This is a genomic window from Methylomonas sp. LL1 (assembly GCF_015711015.1).
GTDB lineage: Bacteria > Pseudomonadota > Gammaproteobacteria > Methylococcales > Methylomonadaceae > Methylomonas.
This window is the reverse complement of sequence record NZ_CP064653.1, coordinates 4,004,158-4,024,971: the sequence shown is the minus strand read 5'-3', so window position 1 is coordinate 4,024,971 and position 20,814 is coordinate 4,004,158. Positions and strand designations below refer to the sequence as shown.

General features: G+C 52.3%; 23 protein-coding genes. 6 read left to right on the top strand and 17 right to left on the bottom strand.

Going from position 1 to position 20,814, the window contains the following annotated elements; genetic code table 11:
• The first annotated feature begins 333 nt into the window (after nucleotides 1-333).
• The 4 genes from IVG45_RS18855 (at nucleotide 334) to IVG45_RS18840 (ending at nucleotide 3,584) form a co-directional block, all read left to right on the top strand.
• Nucleotides 334-1,830: an ISNCY family transposase gene (locus tag IVG45_RS18855; protein WP_196435311.1), complete on the top strand. Its 1,497-nt coding sequence runs from the start codon at nucleotides 334-336 to the stop codon at nucleotides 1,828-1,830.
• Between the two features lie 493 nt (nucleotides 1,831-2,323).
• A complete protein-coding gene (locus IVG45_RS18850) occupies nucleotides 2,324-2,965 on the top strand; it encodes a DUF2306 domain-containing protein (RefSeq protein ID WP_196435310.1) in 642 nt (213 codons plus the stop codon).
• A gap of 40 nt (nucleotides 2,966-3,005) precedes the next feature.
• On the top strand, nucleotides 3,006-3,374 hold the full coding sequence (locus tag IVG45_RS18845; protein WP_196435309.1) for an OB-fold nucleic acid binding domain-containing protein: 369 nt from the start codon (nucleotides 3,006-3,008) through the stop codon (nucleotides 3,372-3,374).
• Nucleotides 3,375-3,422: 48 nt separating this feature from the next.
• Nucleotides 3,423-3,584: a hypothetical protein gene (locus tag IVG45_RS18840; protein WP_196435308.1), complete on the top strand. Its 162-nt coding sequence runs from the start codon at nucleotides 3,423-3,425 to the stop codon at nucleotides 3,582-3,584.
• Nucleotides 3,585-3,874: 290 nt separating this feature from the next.
• Here the strand turns inward: IVG45_RS18840 and IVG45_RS18835 are convergent, their stop codons facing one another.
• From IVG45_RS18835 to IVG45_RS18815, 5 genes are all read right to left on the bottom strand, one after another.
• On the bottom strand, nucleotides 3,875-4,303 hold the full coding sequence (locus IVG45_RS18835; protein WP_196435307.1) for a hypothetical protein: 429 nt from the start codon (nucleotides 4,301-4,303) through the stop codon (nucleotides 3,875-3,877).
• 117 nt (nucleotides 4,304-4,420) lie between these two features.
• The gene (locus IVG45_RS18830) at nucleotides 4,421-5,014 is read right to left on the bottom strand and encodes a hypothetical protein (RefSeq protein ID WP_196435306.1); all 594 of its coding nucleotides are present in this window, start codon (nucleotides 5,012-5,014) and stop codon (nucleotides 4,421-4,423) included.
• Between the two features lie 386 nt (nucleotides 5,015-5,400).
• Complete coding sequence (locus tag IVG45_RS18825; protein WP_196435305.1) at nucleotides 5,401-5,667, bottom strand: PEP-CTERM sorting domain-containing protein; 267 nt, start codon at nucleotides 5,665-5,667, stop codon at nucleotides 5,401-5,403.
• Nucleotides 5,658-6,557, bottom strand: a complete 900-nt coding sequence (locus IVG45_RS18820) for an IS1595 family transposase (protein ID WP_196434642.1) — start codon at nucleotides 6,555-6,557, stop codon at nucleotides 5,658-5,660. Before IVG45_RS18820 ends, IVG45_RS18825 begins: the two co-directional genes overlap by 10 nt.
• Before the next feature lie 22 nt (nucleotides 6,558-6,579).
• Nucleotides 6,580-7,698, bottom strand: coding sequence for a hypothetical protein (locus IVG45_RS18815; RefSeq protein WP_196435304.1), 1,119 nt, complete (start codon nucleotides 7,696-7,698; stop codon nucleotides 6,580-6,582).
• A gap of 210 nt (nucleotides 7,699-7,908) precedes the next feature.
• On the opposite strand from IVG45_RS18815, the gene IVG45_RS18810 reads away from it, so the two are divergent.
• Nucleotides 7,909-9,404, top strand: a protein-coding gene (locus tag IVG45_RS18810) for an ISNCY family transposase (RefSeq protein ID WP_196435303.1) whose coding sequence is annotated in 2 segments (ribosomal slippage) — nucleotides 7,909-8,386 and nucleotides 8,386-9,404 — 1,497 coding nt in all. Because the reading frame shifts where the segments join, the coding sequence is not laid out codon by codon here.
• Between the two features lie 253 nt (nucleotides 9,405-9,657).
• Here IVG45_RS18810 and IVG45_RS18805 read toward each other — a convergent pair.
• The 11 genes from IVG45_RS18805 to IVG45_RS18755 form a co-directional block, all read right to left on the bottom strand.
• On the bottom strand, nucleotides 9,658-9,900 hold the full coding sequence (locus IVG45_RS18805) for a DDE-type integrase/transposase/recombinase (RefSeq protein WP_196438088.1): 243 nt from the start codon (nucleotides 9,898-9,900) through the stop codon (nucleotides 9,658-9,660).
• A gap of 222 nt (nucleotides 9,901-10,122) precedes the next feature.
• On the bottom strand, nucleotides 10,123-11,385 hold the full coding sequence (locus IVG45_RS18800; RefSeq protein WP_196435302.1) for an IS256 family transposase: 1,263 nt from the start codon (nucleotides 11,383-11,385) through the stop codon (nucleotides 10,123-10,125).
• Nucleotides 11,386-11,479: 94 nt separating this feature from the next.
• On the bottom strand, nucleotides 11,480-11,644 hold the full coding sequence (locus IVG45_RS18795) for a transposase (protein ID WP_196435301.1): 165 nt from the start codon (nucleotides 11,642-11,644) through the stop codon (nucleotides 11,480-11,482).
• 65 nt (nucleotides 11,645-11,709) lie between these two features.
• Nucleotides 11,710-12,024, bottom strand: coding sequence for a transposase (locus tag IVG45_RS18790; protein ID WP_196435300.1), 315 nt, complete (start codon nucleotides 12,022-12,024; stop codon nucleotides 11,710-11,712).
• A gap of 271 nt (nucleotides 12,025-12,295) precedes the next feature.
• Nucleotides 12,296-14,569, bottom strand: a complete 2,274-nt coding sequence (locus IVG45_RS18785) for an FUSC family protein (protein ID WP_196435299.1) — start codon at nucleotides 14,567-14,569, stop codon at nucleotides 12,296-12,298.
• Nucleotides 14,566-15,753 (bottom strand): efflux RND transporter periplasmic adaptor subunit, encoded by a 1,188-nt coding sequence (locus IVG45_RS18780; protein ID WP_230874652.1) that lies wholly within the window; start codon nucleotides 15,751-15,753, stop codon nucleotides 14,566-14,568. Before IVG45_RS18780 ends, IVG45_RS18785 begins: the two co-directional genes overlap by 4 nt.
• Before the next feature lie 15 nt (nucleotides 15,754-15,768).
• Entirely contained in the window at nucleotides 15,769-16,038 is a 270-nt protein-coding gene (locus tag IVG45_RS18775; protein ID WP_196435298.1) for a YtcA family lipoprotein, read from the bottom strand.
• A gap of 41 nt (nucleotides 16,039-16,079) precedes the next feature.
• Nucleotides 16,080-16,550 (bottom strand): MarR family winged helix-turn-helix transcriptional regulator, encoded by a 471-nt coding sequence (locus IVG45_RS18770; RefSeq protein ID WP_196435297.1) that lies wholly within the window; start codon nucleotides 16,548-16,550, stop codon nucleotides 16,080-16,082.
• Nucleotides 16,551-16,683: 133 nt separating this feature from the next.
• Entirely contained in the window at nucleotides 16,684-18,147 is a 1,464-nt protein-coding gene (locus IVG45_RS18765; RefSeq protein ID WP_196435296.1) for a TolC family protein, read from the bottom strand.
• A 326-nt stretch (nucleotides 18,148-18,473) separates the two neighbouring features.
• Complete coding sequence (locus tag IVG45_RS18760; RefSeq protein ID WP_196435295.1) at nucleotides 18,474-18,980, bottom strand: DUF5658 family protein; 507 nt, start codon at nucleotides 18,978-18,980, stop codon at nucleotides 18,474-18,476.
• A 73-nt stretch (nucleotides 18,981-19,053) separates the two neighbouring features.
• Entirely contained in the window at nucleotides 19,054-19,440 is a 387-nt protein-coding gene (locus IVG45_RS18755) for a hypothetical protein (RefSeq protein ID WP_196435294.1), read from the bottom strand.
• Between the two features lie 437 nt (nucleotides 19,441-19,877).
• Between IVG45_RS18755 and IVG45_RS18750 the strand changes: the two genes are divergently transcribed.
• A complete protein-coding gene (locus IVG45_RS18750) occupies nucleotides 19,878-20,057 on the top strand; it encodes a helix-turn-helix transcriptional regulator (RefSeq protein ID WP_230874651.1) in 180 nt (59 codons plus the stop codon).
• 39 nt (nucleotides 20,058-20,096) lie between these two features.
• Here IVG45_RS18750 and IVG45_RS18745 read toward each other — a convergent pair whose 3' ends face one another.
• Complete coding sequence (locus IVG45_RS18745; protein WP_196435293.1) at nucleotides 20,097-20,780, bottom strand: TVP38/TMEM64 family protein; 684 nt, start codon at nucleotides 20,778-20,780, stop codon at nucleotides 20,097-20,099.
• Between the last annotated feature and the right edge of the window lie 34 nt (nucleotides 20,781-20,814).

Below are 20,814 nucleotides of genomic sequence, written 5' to 3'. Positions count from 1 at the left end.
GCTGCCTCAATTTCGCTCAATAGCGGAGGCCAAACCGAGTGTTCCGCGTAACGCCATGCGCGTTGAGTCGGATAAGGCCACAATCTCGTCGTTAGGCAAATCATTGAGTGAAGGCAAAGATCATGCCGTTGACAGCCAATCGATCACGCAAATCATGGCCGGAAAAAGCCTACGTAGTGCCTGAACGGAAATCAATTAAAGCCATAACTATCAATATATTATAATTATTTCGCAGCACGAAGATGTGTTGTTCTGAGACCGGTTTTGCCCTATTTTGGGCGAAAATCAGCCTGCAACGGCCTAAAAACCAAAATCTTCGTTACCCGAAATCGTATGCGTACCGTCATTCAGCCACAACTCAAATTCGGTGAAACCGATATTGCCGCCATCGTCCTCGATCCCAAATCGCGCGATGACATTCCCCAATTACTGCGTGGACTGCAACATCTCTACACCGAGCCCGGCTTGCGTGAGCGGGTATTTACCATTCTGGAAGAGATGATACCTGACCGTGCGAACGGGCAAGGCAAAGCCAACCGCCAAACCGGGCGGCCCGGCATGGAGCAATGGAAGATACTGGTGTTGGGCGTACTGCGCTTGGGTCTCGATGCGGATTACGACCGGATTCAAGAGTTGGCCAATCAACACAAGACGATCCGGCAGATGTTAGGGCATAGCGACTGGCTGGACGAACAGTCGTACGAGTTGCAGACGATTCGTGACAACGTCAGCTTGTTCACGCCCGAGATTCTGGATCGCATCAACCAGGAAGTGGTGCTTGCGGGGCACCAGGCGTTAAAAAAAAACGCCGGGGAAAGCCTCAAAGCCCGGGCTGATTCCTTTGTGGTCAAAACTCACGTGCATTTCCCCACCGACAGCAACTTGCTGTGGGACGCCATCCGCAAAGCCATTCAAACCTGTGCGACGCTCTGCGATGCCCTGGATTTGACCGAATGGCGCCAAAGCGCCTATCACTTGCGTGGTTTCAAGAAAAGCTACCGGTTGATTCAAAAGCTCAAACACTCCACCTCGCAAGATGAAGCCAAGCGACAGGCTAAACAAGCGCAGATCGAAGCCGCTTATCAGACCTACCTCGACCAAGCCGAAATCTATGTGCACCGGGCGCAGGCTACCCGGCAACACCTGAACCAAGCGCATGGCCTACCGACACAGATGCTGGCGGAACTCGACAATTATCTGGCGCATGCCGAGCGGCAGATCGACCAGATTCGGCGCCGGGTCCTGCAAGGTGAAACCATTCCGCATGGCGAAAAAGTCTTTTCCATTTTTCAGCCCCATACCGAATGGATCAGCAAAGGCAAAGCCGGCGTACCGGTCGAGTTGGGCTTGCGGGTGGCGGTCGTCGAAGATCAACACCGCTTCATCCTGCACCATCAGGTCATGGCAAAAACCACCGACGATCAAATCGCCGTGCCCCTGGTCGAACACACCCAAACCCGCTTTCCGGCAGTAACGGCCATCAGCTTGGACAAGGGCTTTCACAGTCCAAGTAATCAGATCGAGCTCAAGCAACACCTGGAAAACGTCATATTGCCGAAAAAAGGCCGGCTATCGGAAGCCGACAAAGCCCGCGAATCCGACCCGACATTTGTCCGCCTGCGCCGGCAACACTCGGCTGTCGAATCGGCAATCAATGCACTCGGTGTGCATGGCCTGGGCAAATGTCCCGATCATGGCATTGACGGCTTCAAGCGCTATGTTGCCCTCGCGATCGTGGCGCGCAACATTCAGCGCCTGGGAGCCGTTTTACGCGAGCAAGAACAACAAGCGGCGGATCGACGACGAGGGCCGTATAAAAAAGCGGCCTAAAGACAGGGCTGATGGTAGAAAAAATCCCGAAGTGCAGGAAAGGTGCGTCCAAAATTTGCCCCCCAAATGGCAAATTGGCATCATGGAGTGCGCCTGGCGGGAAAAAATGCTGGCCTGGGCCGAAAAACGGCTGACGTGACGCCCAGTGAGTCAGCAAAACCATGAAAAAATCGAGTTTTCTTACAGACACTACGTAACATTCGATACACGGAACTCGTTTCCATCGCTGACAAGCTAAGAGACGCTGGGCAACTTACAGATAAGGATTATCTGGATTTTATCGGACCGTCGCCTGAATTTTCCTCGATTGACGGCTCGCGCAATCCGAACTGGGACGCCCCTATGGACTACATCGGACGTCATGAAATGAATCTCGCCTTCATGATCGCAACGGGGTCGGAGCAGCGCTTTATCGACTTCGAGCGGCATCTGTTGTCGCTTTACAAATCGTTTGAGACATGATGCAAACAACGCCAAGTCAAGCAAATTGCAGATGCTAACTCAAACAAAAGCCGATTGGCTCATACCTGTCGGCTTGCTAACACTCAGCTTTATTCCTATATCAGCGGGCATTGTTCGTCTGGTTCAACTCGGTTTTGGTGCCGCCATTACCGAGGAGAATGCGCGCTTCTTTGCCGCGCCACTGCCTGTGGTACTGCACATTGTTGGCTCGTGCCTATTTTGCACCTTGGGCACCGTGCAATTTTCTTGCGTTTTTCGCCGAGAGCAGCTCAATTTGCACCGGCTGTTCGGGCGCTTGCTGATCCCTATCGGGCTTGCGGTTTCGATTTCCGGCCTATGGATGACGCTGTATTACCCGCGTGCAACGCTAAATTATGATGGGCCTGTGCTCCATGTTGTACGTATATTGGTCGGAGTGGGAATGACCTTGTCTTTATTGCTCGGGCTGTTGGCAGTCCGCAGGCAAAATATCACGCATCATCGCGCCTGGATGATGCGCGCCTACGCACTTGGCCTGGGTGCGGGCACGCAGGTTTTCACCCATATTCCGTTGTTTGTCTTCCCAAGCCTTTGGAGCGAAACATCAAGGGCAATATGCATGGCCGCCGGGTGGAGCATCAATATCGCTGTGGTTGAGTGGATATTGATGCGCAATCGGCGTGGCTCTCATTAGCTTGAATATGATACCTATCAATGAAAAAGGAGAGATCACAATGAAAACCAGCTTTCTGCCGCTATTGTTTGTAATTGCTTTATCAGTTAGCGGATGCGCCGGCACTACATCGATCAAGAATTTGGCATTACCGCCGGTAAGTACGATCGAAGGCACAGTCACGCAACTTGAGGAAAACGGCTTTGTTCTAACGGATAGTTCCGGTTCTATTCCTGTTAAAGCCTGGTTGCCGGACAACAGGAAACTAAATGTTTCGCTGAGTGAGAAAGTCAAAGTATACGGCAATCTGCAAGGCGGTCAGGAAAAGGTATTTAATGGATATGTTATCAGGAAGCCGACCGGTGAACAGATCATCATCACCAATCCGACACCCCATTTTGGCTTTATTATTCAAAGTTCATTTCAGTAATTCCTGATAACGCCATCAACGCAGACGCATAAAAACGGTGCGCTGGTTATGAAGAATATTGGGCGCTCTCCCATTTCAAATGAAGCGGTTCAAAAAATGAAAATGTCCTTGATTTTTTTTATCGGCATGCTCTTCAGTGGCAATTCCTATTCTGATGCGGGTGGCTGCCCAGCAAAATATAACGCTGTTGTCGACGCTAATTCCGGCTGAATAACCTGTGTTCCAAAAGATCAGGAGAACGGCAATGGCGAAGATAACGCCTATAGACCTTCGTTATCGGATCTTTTTATGGCGGTGGTCGGGCATGCCCGTTCTGGCGGCGTTTCAATAAAGTTCCCGGTCTAGTTCGGCCGGGGATTGATAGTCCGGCGTTGACTGCCGGGCTTTAATCGAAGTAGTTCGGCATACTCGATTGAGTTCCGAAGCCTTATCTTGGCTTTATGTGCTAGGTGTGGCGGAATGGCGGGGCGAGTTCTTGCCGCAAGTACGCCAAAATACTTTCACCGCGATCCGCCGATCAGTCGCCAATGTACCCAAGTGCCGGCCCACGCGGCGAGCGGCAACTCGACAAAGCCCCAAGCGACGGTTGTTATCGCAATGGGTGCTGTAACGTAACCGGCAAGCCACATTCCCCACTGCACCCAAGCCCAGACAAGAAACCAAATGCAAAGGCCAGAGACGATGCCCGCGCGATGGGGGTAAGAAAATGCGGGCTTGAAGGCAAGTGCCAGCCAGACAGAAAAAATGCCGAGGAGCAACAGCTTGAGCACACCCTGTGCCGCGATAAGAGGGGTTGGTTCAGGGAGCTTGAAGCGCAAAAACAGATTGGCCCATTCGTCGGCGAGCACCCCTAAATTCAGGACGGCTTCACCCGCAACGATGATGAGTCCGGCGATAACGCCGCCGACGAGTAGTGGAAACGGTTTCATGGAACAGTCCGATCAGAGAAAAAGCCCATGGTACGCCATAACCGGAGCTTTGGGCGAAGCTACCAAAGCTTCCGCCGCGGCCCGGTTTTTCTTCTAATTGATCATTAACCCACGCGGTCATGCGATCTGCTCGATGCGGCACTGTGCGCACAGCGGATAAGAAGCAACGAACTCGGAGAGCCGTCGATTCATGTCGTCGAACGATCGGCCGTACATGTACAGGGCGGTTTCTGTTGGGCCTTGCCAGTAACTCAAGACTCGGCCTTCGTCCTCAAGCAGTCGACCAAACTCGGCGTACACGTAGTTTGAATCGCAGTCGCGGTATGTTTCCGGCGTGAGGTCGGTACCATTCAGGTAAACAGCCAAACCTTCTGCGGCGCCGAAGGCAATCTCTTCACCGGTTGCTTCAATGGTTAGCATTGAACCCTTCGGCGCGCCAAGGCTCTCCAAGGTAGTAACGACGAGCGAGATAACGCTAGGGGAAGATGTTGGAACTTGAATCTCGATATCGCAGTATTCGATCTCGCCGCTCTTGGCCTGCATGGTTCCACCACCGCTAACTTCACCGCTACTGCCTTTCTTCAGAACGGCATCTAGGTGGTCTTCGAAGAACTCGCCGCTGTGCAATGGCTGGAGCTTCGCATTCAATCGGGCCACGAGAAACTCACTGGGTGGGGAGGGATGTTTTTTCTTAAACAGGCGACCGAACATCGTAGTGACTTCCTATGGTGAGGGACTGGCAAGTAATGGGATGGTTGGCTGAATATTTAACACTAAACCTGGTTCTATACAATAAGTCAGGGGACTGAAGCTGTTGGCGTTGGGGAAGCAGCGCGGTGTTTTTGCGCTTCAACAGTCGGGCGGCGGCCGGTTTGAGCCTGTGAGCGCCGAAGTGAAAAAATTCGGCCTCCAGGCTCTCAATCGCCGCAAGCATCGACTGGCGACAAGCGCTCCAACAAGGCCTCGGCATCGTGTAAATCGAGCGTTTCGAAACCTTCGCTGAATGAGAGTAAATGTCTCGCAGAAAGTCGTGCGAATTGATTCGCACTGCTGGCGGTATTACTTTACTCGGCGTGACAAAAGGGGACCGATAAACCTTAGGCTACCGCCGTACGTTTTCTCAACAAGCCGAGGCCAAACAAGCCTGAACCGAATAGCCATACGGCGCCGGGAACCGGTACTGCAGCGACCGCGAAGTGCGAAAGGCTATCGGCATAGACCGTGATGGTGCGGTCGTCAAGCGAAGCCGTGCCGCCTAAGTTTTCCCAGCGATTGTTCTTCCACTGGAAGACTCGTAGCAGCGATTCATCGACGTTGGCGAACAGCGAAGAATCAAAGCCAAAAGTTAAAATGGCTATGAACAAGTTGCAGGTTGAAGAAATACCGGGTCATGTGTGACGCATAGCGTGAGTAATCGGTTAGGAATCTGGTTTTCCCAAAATCGTCGATTCAACCGATAGCAAAATTCGTCGAGATATTCCTGTACATAGTTACCTGACACACCATGGTAAGTACCCAGCAAATAGCTTTTAAGGTTACTGATGACCACATGAACCCAAGGTAACCATTCACTCGCCATTTCAGGAGGGGTTACCTTGGCGATATGGTGATGTTCCTCGGCCAGCACATTGAGCGCAGCCAGCGCATCGGTATGCAGGGTTTGGCCTGGGGCAAGCGTTTGTTGGGCGAATGCTCTAACACTCTCGTGCGTCACCTGCTCAACCACCTTCATAGCCACAAAGCCGGGCTTACCATCATTATGTTCGCAAGCCACTAAAATAGTGGTTTTACCGGCGGCGCCTCGCCCGCGTTTACCGGCACGTTTGCCGCCGATAAAGGCATCATCGAATTCGATAATGCCGCTTAGTTTGTACAGATTATTCTGATCACCCATGGCCGTGCGTAATTTTCTCAACAGCCGTTGCGCCGTCAGCCAGGAAACACCAATTAGTTTGGTCAGCCGCAATGCGGAGATACTACCCTTGTCCGACGATACCCAATAAAGACTCCAAAACCATTTCACGAGCGGTAATTTGGTGTTGTGAAACAAGGTGCCGGCTGTCACCGATGTGTGATGATGACAAACTGCACATTCGTAGACATGTCGTGTCTGGAGCAACCAACCTTTCTGATGGCCACAGCGTGGACAGCAAAACCCTTCAGGCCACCTGAGGTTGATGATGGCTTGAAGACAACTTTTTTCATCGGCAAAGTGCTGTTGCCACTCCCAAAAACTCGTGATCTTTGCTTGCATGACCGCTCTCCAGAATATCCCACTAAAATTCAGATCGGGTAACCTGTGGTAAGTTCATAGCCATGAAAGTTAATTTCAATAAGCCGGTAAATTCGCCGTCGAAGTCCACGCCGAAAAGTTGAAGCCTGCCACCGGGAACCGAGAAAGTGGGGGCGCCGATCTCACCTTTGGCGACTAATTTTTGGACAATATCGGCTTCTTCCTGGTCATAGCGGGCAAAAAATTGCCCGGCGCTATGAGCTCCCGTAAATTCATAGCCGACGCTGCCGATCGAGGGACCTGCGTTGTTTGAGAACCCATTGGCAATACCGATATTGGTATCGGCATCCACCCGCCAACCGGTCAAGAGACTCAACATCACACTCAAGGTCTTGGTCTCGCCCGGCGCCAGTGAATCCATATTCCAACGCTCGGCACCGGCGACCCAGGGATGTTCGGGCGCGAACTCGTCGTTATTATTCAAGCCGTTCTCTTCTACCGAAATATGAGTACCGACACTGGGCTTGCCTTGCGAGTGTTCATCGATACCGTTCCCCTCCACCCCGTAATGGCCGATTTCGAAAGCGGTCGGCGCTTGCGAACTGCTAAGACTGATATAGTCCACTTGGCTCCCTGCGCCATTGTCGTTTCCGTGGAGGGTAATGTCATGGCGATAATCGGAATAAGCGCCGGCATAGCCGCGGTTGTCGTACACCCCCGCTTGAGAATGCATGCCATGCAACAGTTGGAAGAATTGCAGATTATTCAGCGTGTCCGTGCTGGTATTGGTGATGCTGTAGGATTGCAGCAATGCATAGCGGTTCGACATGAACGAACGCCCGGCGCCGCCGGCCGACGCCGCGGCCAAACCCATCGGCGTACCGGTCAAGGTATCGACAATTTGAAAGCTTTGTGCGATTTGAATGTCGGGATTGGCGATGGTGGATGCCGCGCTGCTTACGACGCCGTCCGCGTCGCTCACGGTGGCATGAATAGCCTCCACAGTCGAGAAATTCGAATTGGTTGTCCAATCCGGAAAAATGAAGTCGCGCTCCAGCCAAGTGGGTTTCACCGTGGCGCCGTTTTTGCTATAGCCTACTGCCGCTCCCCATTCGCCCGACAGGTATTCACGGCCCGCATAACCAGGGGTCTTATCATTCATATGGTCCGAATAGCCGGCATCGCTCAAAGCGATTTCCCAGTCGGCGTTACTTAGTGCCTGAACGGAAATCAATTAAAGCCATAACTATCAATATATTATAATTATTTCGCAGCACGAAGATGTGTTGTTCTGAGACCGGTTTTGCCCTATTTTGGGCGAAAATCAGCCTGCAACGGCCTAAAAACCAAAATCTTCGTTACCCGAAATTGTATGCGTACCGTCATTCAGCCACAACTCAAATTCGGTGAAACCGATATTGCCGCCATCGTCCTCGATCCCAAATCGCGCGATGACATTCCCCAATTACTGCGTGGACTGCAACATCTCTACACCGAGCCCGGCTTGCGTGAGCGGGTATTTACCATTCTGGAAGAGATGATACCTGACCGTGCGAACGGGCAAGGCAAAGCCAACCGCCAAACCGGGCGGCCCGGCATGGAGCAATGGAAGATACTGGTGTTGGGCGTACTGCGCTTGGGTCTCGATGCGGATTACGACCGGATTCAAGAGTTGGCCAATCAACACAAGACGATCCGGCAGATGTTAGGGCATAGCGACTGGCTGGACGAACAGTCGTACGAGTTGCAGACGATTCGTGACAACGTCAGCTTGTTCACGCCCGAGATTCTGGATCGCATCAACCAGGAAGTGGTGCTTGCGGGGCACCAGGCGTTAAAAAAAACGCCGGGGAAAGCCTCAAAGCCCGGGCTGATTCCTTTGTGGTCAAAACTCACGTGCATTTCCCCACCGACAGCAACTTGCTGTGGGACGCCATCCGCAAAGCCATTCAAACCTGTGCGACGCTCTGCGATGCCCTGGATTTGACCGAATGGCGCCAAAGCGCCTATCACTTGCGTGGTTTCAAGAAAAGCTACCGGTTGATTCAAAAGCTCAAACACTCCACCTCGCAAGATGAAGCCAAGCGACAGGCTAAACAAGCGCAGATCGAAGCCGCTTATCAGACCTACCTCGACCAAGCCGAAATCTATGTGCACCGGGCGCAGGCTACCCGGCAACGCCTGAACCAAGCGCATGGCCTACCGACACCGATGCTGGCAGACCTCGATGGCTATCTGGCGCATGCCGAGCGGCAGATCGACCAGATTCGGCGCCGGGTCCTGCAAGGCGAAACCATCCCGCACAGCGAAAAATTCTTTTCCATTTTTCAGCCTCATACCGAATGGATCAGCAAAGGCAAAGCCGGCGTACCGGTCGAGTTGGGCTTGCGGGTGGCGGTCGTCGAAGATCAACACCGCTTCATCCTGCACCATCAGGTCATGGCAAAAACCACCGACGATCAAATCGCCGTGCCCCTGATCGAACACACCCAAACCCGCTTTCCGGCAGTAACGGCCATCAGCTTGGACAAGGGCTTTCACAGTCCAAGTAATCAGATCGAGCTCAAGCAACACCTGGAAAACGTCATATTGCCGAAAAAAGGCCGGCTATCGGAAGCCGACAAAGCCCGCGAATCCGACCCGACATTTGTCCGTCTGCGCCGGCAACACTCGGCTGTCGAATCGGCAATCAATGCACTCGGTGTGCATGGCCTGGGCAAATGTCCCGATCATGGCATTGACGGCTTCAAGCGCTATGTTGCCCTCGCGATCGTGGCGCGCAACATTCAGCGCCTGGGAGTCGTTTTACGCGAGCAAGAACAACAAGCGGCGGATCGACGACGAGGGCCGTATAAAAAAGCGGCCTAAAGACAGGGCTGATGGTAGAAAAAATCCCGAAGTGCAGGAAAGGTGCGTCCAAAATTTGCCCCCCCAAATGGCAAATTGGAATCATGGAGTGCGCCTGGCGGGAAAAAATGCTGGCCTGGGCCGAAAAACGGCTGACGTGACGCCCAGTGAGTCAGCAAAACCATGAAAAAATCGAGTTTTCTTACAGACACAAACTACGGAAAAATCGTTCCGTCGGCGAATTATCCCAACAATTGCCTTTCCGGTTCATGCTCTACTCCATGCGCATCACCGCCAGATGTTGCCGACATTCCCGACCGGCATACTGGCTGCCTCGATCCGAGTGAAGTAGCAGACCCGGCGGCGGTTTGCGGCGCCAGAAGGCCATTTGTAATGCCTTGATACAGAGCGAGGTCCGCATATGGTCGTCAATGGCCCAGCCCACCACTTGGCGGGAGAACAGATCGATAACGACCGCGACATAAAGCCAGCCCTGTAACGTCCAGACATAGGTAATATCCGTGGTCCAGACTTGATTTGGCTAAGCGACCTTGAATTGGCGATCCAGCCGATTGGGGGATATGTTCTCGCTGTGGTTGCTGTCCGTGGTGACTTTAAATCGTTTGGGGTAGCGAACCTTCAGCTTTAAATCTCGCATGATCCGCCGCGTTTTAAAGCGACCGACGGTAAAGCCTTGTTTCTGGAGAAATAGTCAAATCTGGTGTACAGGCCAATTGAATCAGGCGGCGATCTGCTGATTTTCATCCCTATTCTCTGCCTCAGCGATGCCATCCTGAAATCGGATGCCCTGGATCACGTCCGGCAATTGTTTAAATCCGCGTATCTTGCGCCAACTTTTTTCGGCGGTCAGTGCCAACTGGAACACCAGGCCCAGCAGCGTATTCCGTGACACGCAGTTCTTGGTTCGCGTCGTCCGATGGCGAATGGTCGCAAAGCTCGATTCGATCGGATTGGTGGTGCGGATGTGTACCCAGTGTTCAGCGGGAAAGTCGTAAAACGCCAGTAGCGATTCACGGTCTTTTTCCAAGATGTTAACTGCCTTGGGGTACTTGGCTTCAAAGTCTCTCTGGAAGCGATCAAAGGCTTTGGCTGCCTGAACTTTGGTTTCCGCCATCCAGATTTCCTTCAAGCCTGCCTTGGCTTTCGCCTGAACCGAATCCGGTAATGCAGCCAGCACATTCGCCGTTTTATGAACCCAGCAGCGTTGCGTCCGTGTCTGCGGCCAAGCTTCATTCACCGCCGCCCAGAAGCCCAGAGCCCCATCACCGGTTGCGAGTTTCGGCGCGGCCTGTAAACCGCGAGCCTGCAAGTCTTGCAAGACGCTCAGCCAGGATGCCTTGGATTCTCGATAGCCATCCGAGAGTGCCAAAAGTCGCTTTTCACCATGCTCATTGACGCCGATGATCACCAACAGACAGAGGCGGTCATCTTCGCCGCGCAGCGTCGAATAAATACCATCGGCCCAAACATAGACATAGCGCTCATTCGACAAATCCCGCTGATTCCAGGCTTGATATTCATCACCCCACTGGGCTTTCAGGCGACTGACCACTGCTGGCGACAAGCCTTTCGCCCCGTTGCCCAGTAGCACCGACAACGCTTCCTGCATGTCTCCCGTCGAAATACCGCGCAGATACAACCAGGGCAAAGCCGCTTCCACCCGCTTGGCTTTACGGACATAGGGTGGCACCAAGGACGAATTGAATTTGATGCCACCGCCGGAACGGTCTCGCACCTTGGGAATTTTGACGGCCACATTACCCACCCCCGTAACGATTTCACGTTCGGGTAAATACCCATTGCGAACAACTGTCTGGCGACCTTTCAAATCCGTAACATTCCGGTAGTCCGTCAAAAAGGCTTGGAGCTCTGCTTCAACTGCCTGTTGAATTAAGGCGCGAGCACCCCTTCTTAATAAATCAGTCAAACTATCGTGGATGGAACCCGCACATCCCCAGTCTTTTGCGTTATCTTTGTTCATGGCGTCTCTCGTGGTTGCTGTTATTCGATCTCGTCAATCTCATTTCAGCAGAGGACGCCACCTCTCTTCAAGCTTGGCCGTACACCAGATTTAGTTATAACTCTTGTTTCTGCAAGTGATTCTCTAAACGACGCGAACCAAAGCACTGCTTGTTGTCGGTAAAAATCTGCCTCATTTTTTCGGCAAGTTTCTGGTCTTGGCGTTTGTTGTCGTCATCATGCGGAGCCTTGAGCCATGCGTAGTAGGCACTGGTGCTCACCTGCATGACTCGACACAGCACGGTCGCTGGGTATATCTTCTGTTGCACCTGAATAAACCCGTACTTTATTCGGCTTCTTTCGCAAAGAAGACGGCGGCCTTTTTTAATATCTCGCGCTCCATTCGCAGTTGTTCGTTTTCCTTGCGCAATCGGATCAATTCGTCATGATCCCCCAGATTCAGGCAAGACTTTTTTACCGCCGACTCGTTGGCTGAAGGTTTGCGTTCCGCTCGTACCCAGCGTCCCAGGGCGCTTTGCGAGATACCCAAATGATCGGCAGCTTGCTGTTGGGTATAGCTTTTTTCCAGAACCAGTCTGGCGGCATCTTGTTTGAATTCCAGGCTGTATTTTGGTCGATTGTGTTTTTTGTCGTTACTCATGATCACCTCTGCTAGCAGTATAAATTCTGCCTTTAGAAGTGCCCGGGGTTATTAGACCATTTCATTAGCCTCAGTTTCTACGTTGGCGTAGCAGCGATGATTTTTGGTTTCCTGTTTCTGGTCGCCGGCCTCGTAGTTCAGGCTCTTGATGCCAATGTAATCCCGTACCTTAGAGCTGACCTTAACACAAACCGCAACACAAAAAGACTGTTTAGAGTCTAAAGATATTACATGTATCGCGTGTTTTTTAATCTAATGCGCGATCAGAGACTTAGAATCTATTAATATTCGGAGCAGATTTTTGAAGATATGGAACAGAATCCAGCGCTGTTTTTTCGATCTTCTCTATCAACTCTACTATTTGTTGATCCAGCATGAATCGTAATTCCCATTCCATGGCCAAATCGGCCGGCAAGCTGTCGATACGATGGTGTTCGATGTAGCTTTGTTGAAGACGCTCCTGGCTTTGGGCAACCTCGGCGCGGATAGCCTGACGTTCACCTTGCAATACCTGCGCGGCATGCTCCAGGGCAGTTGCCAGCGATACGTCAAAAGCACGGCTATGTTGTTGCAGTTCATCGGGGAAATGGCTGAATTGCTGACCACTTAGCAATCGATAGCGTTTTCGTACTTGCAGCAAGCCGGACAAATGGTTGGCTTCTTTGATAACCACCCTGAGCGCTGTCCTTTCGTGAATTTTGTCAGCCAAACGTGCATCCGGTTCCAATATTGCGTGGGCTATCAAGTCCTGAGCCACCGCCAGATCTTTTTCCGCCGACAGGCGCAACGGCAAGGTATAGTTCAGCAAATGACTGACATCCGGTAGCCGGAGGGTGAACTTAGCGAGCGTACGCAATGCCGATACGCTATGGTGGCGCGCCAGCACAATCGAACGCCGCGGCCAGAGCGCATAGTCGAGCACGCCCATCACAATCAAACCAAGCAAAATTCCGATCACTCGGTCTCGCGGCAGATGGAGTTCTGTCACTGCGCCGAAATCGTGCAACACAAACAGCGCAAACGAAAAACCCAATTGCCTACCCAGATAGGCAATACGTTCGCTACCAGCAGTTATCCAGGCGGCCAAGGCCCAGAACGGAGCCGTCGCCAGTGCAAAACCGACAATAGTGTCGAGTTGAGACTGAAACACCATCACATAAAAGTAAGCGCAAAGCCCGCCCAAAGCAGCGCCCGACAAGCGCAACATTGATAGCCGGTAGTCGGCACCGAGACTGGTCTGAGCGGCAACTAGACAGGTGGGTATGGCGGTATTGATATCCGGCCAATCCAGACTTTGCACTATCAGCATGCAAAGTATGGCACCCAGGGAAAACTTTATCCCAAATTGCAGGCTGTCGGCGTGCCTAGCCCAAAACTCGTAGCCGAACCAGGCTGGAAACCAAGTATGAGTTTCGCTATTGGCGGTCTGTTCTTCTGCGTTATCAGACTTAGGCCGTACTACCGGTTGATGTAAATCATGCATCAACCCGGTAATCCGTTGCAGGGCACGCCACAAGGCAGTTAACACCGATGGATGGGTTTGACCGGAATAGCGGTGTAATATCTCGTCGTTCAACAATCCCTCTATTTTCCCGGAAACATCGTGCGATTCTGACATCCCTTCTCGCAGCGCGGTACAGGCACTTTGCAGGGCCAGATAGACATTTAATTTCTCCCTAGTCATCGGCTGGGCGCGATACTCCGCCGCCAAAACCTGATCAAGCCAGTCCGTTAGCTGGTGCAAACCGTCAATTTCCAGCAACAGGGCTTGATAAGTCTCATGGTGTTTATGCACAGAGGGATGAATGAGTTCAGCGTTTGCCAGCAAAACCAATAATTTGCCGAAGCTACCGACACTCGGATGTTTCGGCATTTCTGGCTTAGGGCTAGGCACTCCGCTATCGGCCAAACGCACGCTGAAAATGTGCTCCACTGCCAGCAGTTGTGCTGCAATGTTGGCTTTAAGCTGTTTCAGCGGATCTTGTGGCTTAATGGTCAGGTGCACCACGGTCCATGAACCCAATGCCAGCACGCCAATGAGCGGGACGGTCCATAGGGCGTTGTAGATGCCTGCATCGGGGTTGCTTGGGGTATACATCACCGCTACCGAATACCAAAGTGCAATGCCGGTAGGCCAGGCGATCAGGCGGGCATGAAACAGGGCCAAGGCCAATATGATAAAAGACAGGGAGAGTAACAGCCAGGCATCGTTGCCGGCGAACATCAGTGTAAATACCGATACCATAGTGGTGATGATGAGATAGCCCAATTGGCGCAACCCGAACAGCAAGGATTGGCCGGCATTTGCATAGGCGTCATAACTCAAACAGATGAGCAGTGCAATCGCCCCAAACGGTGGTACGTGCAATGTTTGGCTAACCAATGCGATGATTAGCGACACCACGAACAATCGAGTTGCAGCGACACGTCGTTCCGGAGAGTCTTTGAGTTCGGCCTTCAGGAATTGCGCTAGGCCGGTTCCAAACCAAAACCGGCTGTGGCTTTGATGCCGGCCTGATGTGTGCCTACCGTCTCGGTTATTCATAACGGCGGCGAGGCTTTGCTGACTCCTTCGGTGCTGACTGGGGCGTTTCTCTGTCTGTTGGCAGGGCGATCCAGCACAGTCACAAATGCAGTCATTCCCATGCGTAGCGGATGCTCGGGGTCGCGTTCCTGTATCTCGATTCGGACCGGAAAACGCGATGCCAGAATCACCCAATTCAACGTGCGCTCAACTTCCGGCAACACACCTTGCTGTTTAATATTGTCGGGCGAATTGGCCCAGCCGATACCGGTCACCACGCCGCGATAGCGCTTGCCGGGATAACCGACCAGAAACACTTCGGCCTCCTGGCCGGGTTTGATCGACTGCAAATAAGTTTCCTTGAAGTCGGCGATCACATACCAGTGGCGGTCATCGACCAAGGCAAACATTTGTGCGCCGGCCTTGGCATATTCGCCTTCGCGGGTATTCAAATTGGTGACGTAGGCATTAAACGGCGCGCGCACATAACAGAATTCCAAATCGAGTTCGGCGGCCGTGACCATGGCTCTGGCTGCTTCGATACGGGCATTGACGTCGCCGACTTGGGCAATCAAGGATACGGCCCGGCGGCTATCGCTTTTGGCTTCCTCAATCGCGCTACGAGCCGACAACTCTTTAGCTTTCGCATCCGCCAACTCGGCGCGCGAAGCCGCATAGCGGGAACGCGCCTGTTTCAGCTGATCGGTGGTGACATATTGTTTATCGGCCAAGGGTCCCAGGCGTTCCAGATAGTTATGCAGATACTCGTCTTCCGCCTCGATTCTTTTCACTTCGGCATTGGCGGCGGCGCGCTGGTGTTCCAGGCGTTCGATGGCAATTTCAGCGGAACCGCTGGAGGCACGTCGTGAATCGACGTCTTTTTCCGCCAGTAGCAATTCGGCCTTGGCTTTGTCCAATCTGGCCTGATAAGGGCGCGGGTCGATCACGTACAGCAAATCGCCCTGTTTGACGTACTGATTGTCCTCGACATGCAATTCCACGATACGGCCGCTGACTTCCGGGGCGATGCCGACGATGTTGGCCCGCACCATCGCATCGTTGGTGCGCGGATTTTGATAGTTGATATGCCAAACCGCCGAGCCGGCCGCCACCGCACCCAGCACGATGGCTATGCCGATGACGCGGCCAAGCAATATCCGGTTTTTCAGGCTTAACACTCGACTATCGATTTGACTATTTTCCATCAGGAGCCGCCGCTTTCACGTTGAATAAAACACCAACCAGATAACAAAGGTGCATAAAGCCCACAGGCTGGGCCCAATCAGTAGCGGTGGACCCAAATGGGGTGCCAAGCGGTAGTGTACCAATTGCCACATCAACAGCATGCTGGCCGCCAGCCCGCTGAGGATGCAGATGATCCAGGCCGGCCAGAACGAACCTTCTAGGCTTAGCATCGGATCGCAAGCAGTCAGGAAAATCGAAATACTCGCCAATAAAAACGCTTTGCGTAAATGCGTTGCGGCCATCATGCGCAGGGCCTTAAACGTATGATCATTTCCATACCCAAGCGCTAGAATTCATCATCGGATTGTTCAACCTGATCGCCTCGAGCGGTGATGACCGCTTGATGCAGCCTCTCCAAATCCGCCTCCAGCTTTGAGATTTCCCCAGGCGCATAATCATCGAATAGACGACCGAGATGGGTCAAATGCTCGGGGAAAGTCTGTTCGTATACGGCGCGACCCGCGTCGGTCAAGCGTATGATCTGGCTGCGGCCGTCTTTTTTCGAGGCCAATCTTTCTACAAGCCCCTTATCTTCCAGTCGACTGACAACGCCCGTGAGCGTGCCTTTAGTAATCAAAGTTTCCTCGCCAAGTTTTTTGGGCTGCATGCCGGAGGTTTTACCCAGCGTAATAATCACGTCGTATTGCGGTAAAGTTAAATCAAGCAGGTGCACATGTCTTGCCGCATAAGACAAAAACGCCTGGTGTGTGCGCAGTAACTGGCGCAATACGGTTGGAAAGGTGGATAAAGAGGACATAATACAAAAATAATTGTTCTAATTAGGACATGATAATAGCTACAAGCCTCTTTTCTTTCAAGAAATAACCTAAAAGCTGCTTTATTACCGGCAAAGCTATAAATAGTTAACTCCAACGTACAGTATCTACCTGTCAATGAGGAAGACTGCCACCCAATGCTTCTCTATCCGTATTCAAACCTCCTTGGCTTTGCCCGCCGGAAACATAAACCAAGGTTGCCGCGGCTCGTAGCAAGGTCGCGCGGCTATCGATTTCGGTGTAACGGGCTCGTGCCAAATCCTTTTGCGCCGACAGCAACTCTATCACCGTAGAAAAGCCGTGAGTATAAGATTCCTGGGTAGCGGCATAGGATTCTTCGGCGGCTTTCAACAAGGCTAAAGCAAACTCGCGTTTTTCCAGCGCGGTTTTGGTATCGGCATAGGCTTTCCAGATATCGCGCATGATTTCCAGGCGCAAGGTATCGAGTTGGGCTTGGGACACTTGTTTTTTTGCCTCTGCTTCACGCACGGCATTACTGCGTTCAAAGCCGTCGAACAAGGTCCATTCCACATTCAACATCGCCGTATTAACCATATCATTGGCGGAATAATTTTCGTTACCTGGTGGATTGGTGTGTACATTTCCCCAGTATTGATTGCCCACCATGCCTCGCAAGGAAACCTTGGGCCAGAATTCGGCACGCGCCTTCTTCACTTCTGCTTCGCGGGCGCGCAACTCGGCAAGGCGCGCCATCAAATCAGGGCGTTGCTCCAAGGCCTGATCGACAATTTTTTCGACCGATGGCTCCAGCCCCTCTGGCAGTGGCAGTTTGCTCATGTCTATCAGCTGCAAGGCGTAAGCGGGAGAAATGCCCAAATTCGTGGTCAGATCGGCGCGAGTCTGCGTCACGGCACCGCGCGCATCTTGCAGGTCATAACTGGCTTTTGCCTGCTCCTGAAGCGCCAGTAACAGGTCGGGTTTGGTTGCCAAGCCTTGTTTGAGTCTTGCCTGAACCGAGTCAGCGTTGGTCTTCGCCGATTCAAAGGTTTGCTGAGCCGCAGTGACCTTGGCCAACGCGGCCTGATAGGCAAAAAAACTGCTGGCAACCCGATAGGCAATCTCCTGATGCTTGCGATCAAAGGCAAAGTTAGCCTCGCTCAGGCGCTCTGCGCCAGCCTCTACCAACGCATCACGTCGACCGAAATCGAACAGTGTCCATGCCAAATCCAAACTTCCAAAAGCCGCATAACCATGGCTTACCAGCGCACCGCCGGGAATAGGGAAGCTGTTTTTAAAATGTTGTCCGAACGCCATGGCTGTCAAGGTCGGATACCAGGTACTGCGATTGCGTTCCAGGCGAGCGGCGGCGGCTTTCGCCTCCTCCCAGCTAACACGGGTTTCCGGGTGCGTGTGCAGGGCTAAATCCACCAAAGCCGGCAAATCGTAAGTTTGCTTGGTATCGATTACGCTATCTTCAGCTGGAGAGCTGGAATTAACGAGTGCTGGGCTGTTTTTAGTTTGGTAATCATGCCAAGATACTGCTTGGTTGGCCGGAGCCGCCGGCGCTGGTGGCTGATGATGCCGGGGAAGGCTCTGGGGCGTGCACGCCGTCAACATCAACACTGCTGGAATCGTCCAGCCGCTAAAGCCTCTCGGCACGCATGACCATAACGAGAGGATGTTACGACGCCAGCAGCGTAGCAACGCACGCAAATTTAAAAAAAGCTTATTCAAACGTCGATTGAATTGTGGAATCACACTATTTCAGAAAAAATTTAGCGCCAGAACGTCAAAATTATTAGATATATCTGGATTATTGAGGCTTAGAAAAAGAGAGATCGACCTGAACTTTACCATTTACTCGGGTGTGTGTAAGAAAGAGTTTGGCAACGAACTCGCATAGCCTAGCCGGACTCTGTTTCCAGGACTTTAGGTGAAACTGGTTACAAACCGGCAACCAACATCATGTTGCTGATGACGACCCCGCAGTAGAACATGACGGCCATCCCCAGTGTTGCCGTGCCCCAATGGCTTTTAATGGTGCGTCTAGCCATAAATATGGCTACGATTACAGCCAGAATGACCAGCTTGAGCAAGCAAATAGAAACTCCAAGTCCCAGCAAGCCGCTAAAGTAATTGAGCACCGGATTGACTTCGGCCAGTTCGGCAAACGTCAGTCCCAGGTAGGTGACGATACCATCCGCAACATGCAATCCGCCAAACGACAAGATCAATGCCGAATTGACGGCCAGTCTCAGAGTCAATTGCGAAGCGGAGAGGGATGCAAAAAACCGACCCACACGGGCTTTTAAACTCAGCGGGTGATTCAAGCCGCATTTCTCACGGATATAATCGGCTTTCAGTTGATCATCGGTGGCTTGAACCAGTGCCTGGCACTCCATCCCGGCTTGAACGATGCGTTGTTCGATGGTTGCTTCGAACGCGGACATGAGATGCCCCCTATGGTGCGTGTTGCCGAGATACCGGCTGACAAACTCATCAACCGGTCTAACTGTTTACGGTTTAATGGCTGGAAACATAAATGCTGTGCATTTCTTCATAGCGGCTTAACGCCTCTTTCAATGATTCGCCGGCCAACTGCAAATCGCCGCCGCGCGCTGCTTTCCAGGCCGTATTCAAGCGTTTGCCGGCATGCTGGCGTTTAACTTCAAGATCGTTATTCTCAATGTCTTTTTGCTGCTGTTTGGCGTCGCTGACCAGCTCGGCCACCGTTTCCTTGTCCGCACCGCTTTCCACTGCAGAGATGGAAGCTTTGACCTTGGAAATGGTGCTTTCCAGCGCCGCTCTTACTTCTTCGTGACTAAAAGTGGCTGCGGCGACTGGAAAAGACAGTGCATTGATAAAAGTGATTGCTATGGCAAAAGGTAGGAAATTTTTGAATGATGTCATGACGTAAACCTCGGTAAACAAGAAAAATAAAGCTATTCAGGGTTGGAGCTCGGCACTTCAGGATCAAAACGAACTTATGCATCTGGAAGTTCAAGTCAATCCGTTAGTGCAGGTAAAGTCTATCACTAATTTGTTCTTGTTAGAACTTATTTGTTCTTATGAGAACTATTTATGTGCCATGCGTCACACTTCCTATTGGCAGAGGTATTTCGATCGGTTAGCGTGCCTGTGGCGCACCATGAGTATCAGTAGGCAAAACCTTGTGCGGTCTCTCGACGACCTAAAGTAAAAGATTTCTCTTGAGGAAAGGGAGGGTAAAAATTGCCGACGTTGTTCTGATTAGAACTTATTGAATTAATCAGTTTTTCAGCAGAGTTGAGGCCTGTAGCGGTTATTAAAAAGCTGTATCTTCAATCCCCCCACACCCCGGCGGCATTTTGAAAGAGGACGTATTACCCGAGTTAGGTGTCGGCGTTACCAAGACCGCCGCACAGCTTGGCGTTACCCGTGCCGCACATTCCCACATCGTCAACGGCCGGGCGGCCACCAGCGCCGATATAGCACTCCCTGGAGCCTGGATGAACGGCCGCGGGCGATATAACGATTATCCGAATTAACCAGCCTTACCCGACGGGGGCTGAGAAATAGAGGAAAGATCAATCAGTAAACGGTTTCGGTTGCAGACGTTTCGATAACACCGGAATCAAGGCCAAGCCTCCCAGCAAGCTCAAGGCCAGCAGGGTTTGCCAGGACAACAATTGATCGAGCCGCTCGATCCCGCCCAGCGACTGGCCGAGATTGGCGAATATGAAACTGCCCGGTATGATGCCGATAAAGGTAGTGACCAAATAAGTGCGCATCGCTACCGAGGTAAAGGCCGGCGCCAGATTCACCAGCCAGAATGGGAACAACGGCACCAGACGCAGGAACAATAAATAATTGAAGGCGTCGGCCTGAAAACCGTCCAGCAGCTTTTGCGACAGCGTGCTCTGTTGCATTCGCCCCCGCGCCCAATCCGCTAAAAGATAACGGGCCAGCCAGAATACCGCCCCGGCGCCGATAGTGGCTGAAACCACGATCAGCAGGGTTCCCATCCATCGGCCGAACAAAAAGCCCAGCAACAGCGACAGCACCGTGCCACCCGGCAGGCTCAAGGCCGTCGACAGGCTGTAACCGATGCCGCAAGCCAACAGCATCATCAGGTAATGCCGCTCGGTGAAATCGATCAGCATTTGCCTATGCGCGCGGATATTGTCCAGACTCAAGAGTTGCGGACCGTCGAATAGAAAGAATATCGCCACGGCGATCGGCAAGATCCAGATCAGATGTGTTTTGTGCATGACTGTTCTCCCAGCAAGTTTGGAACATGCCGGC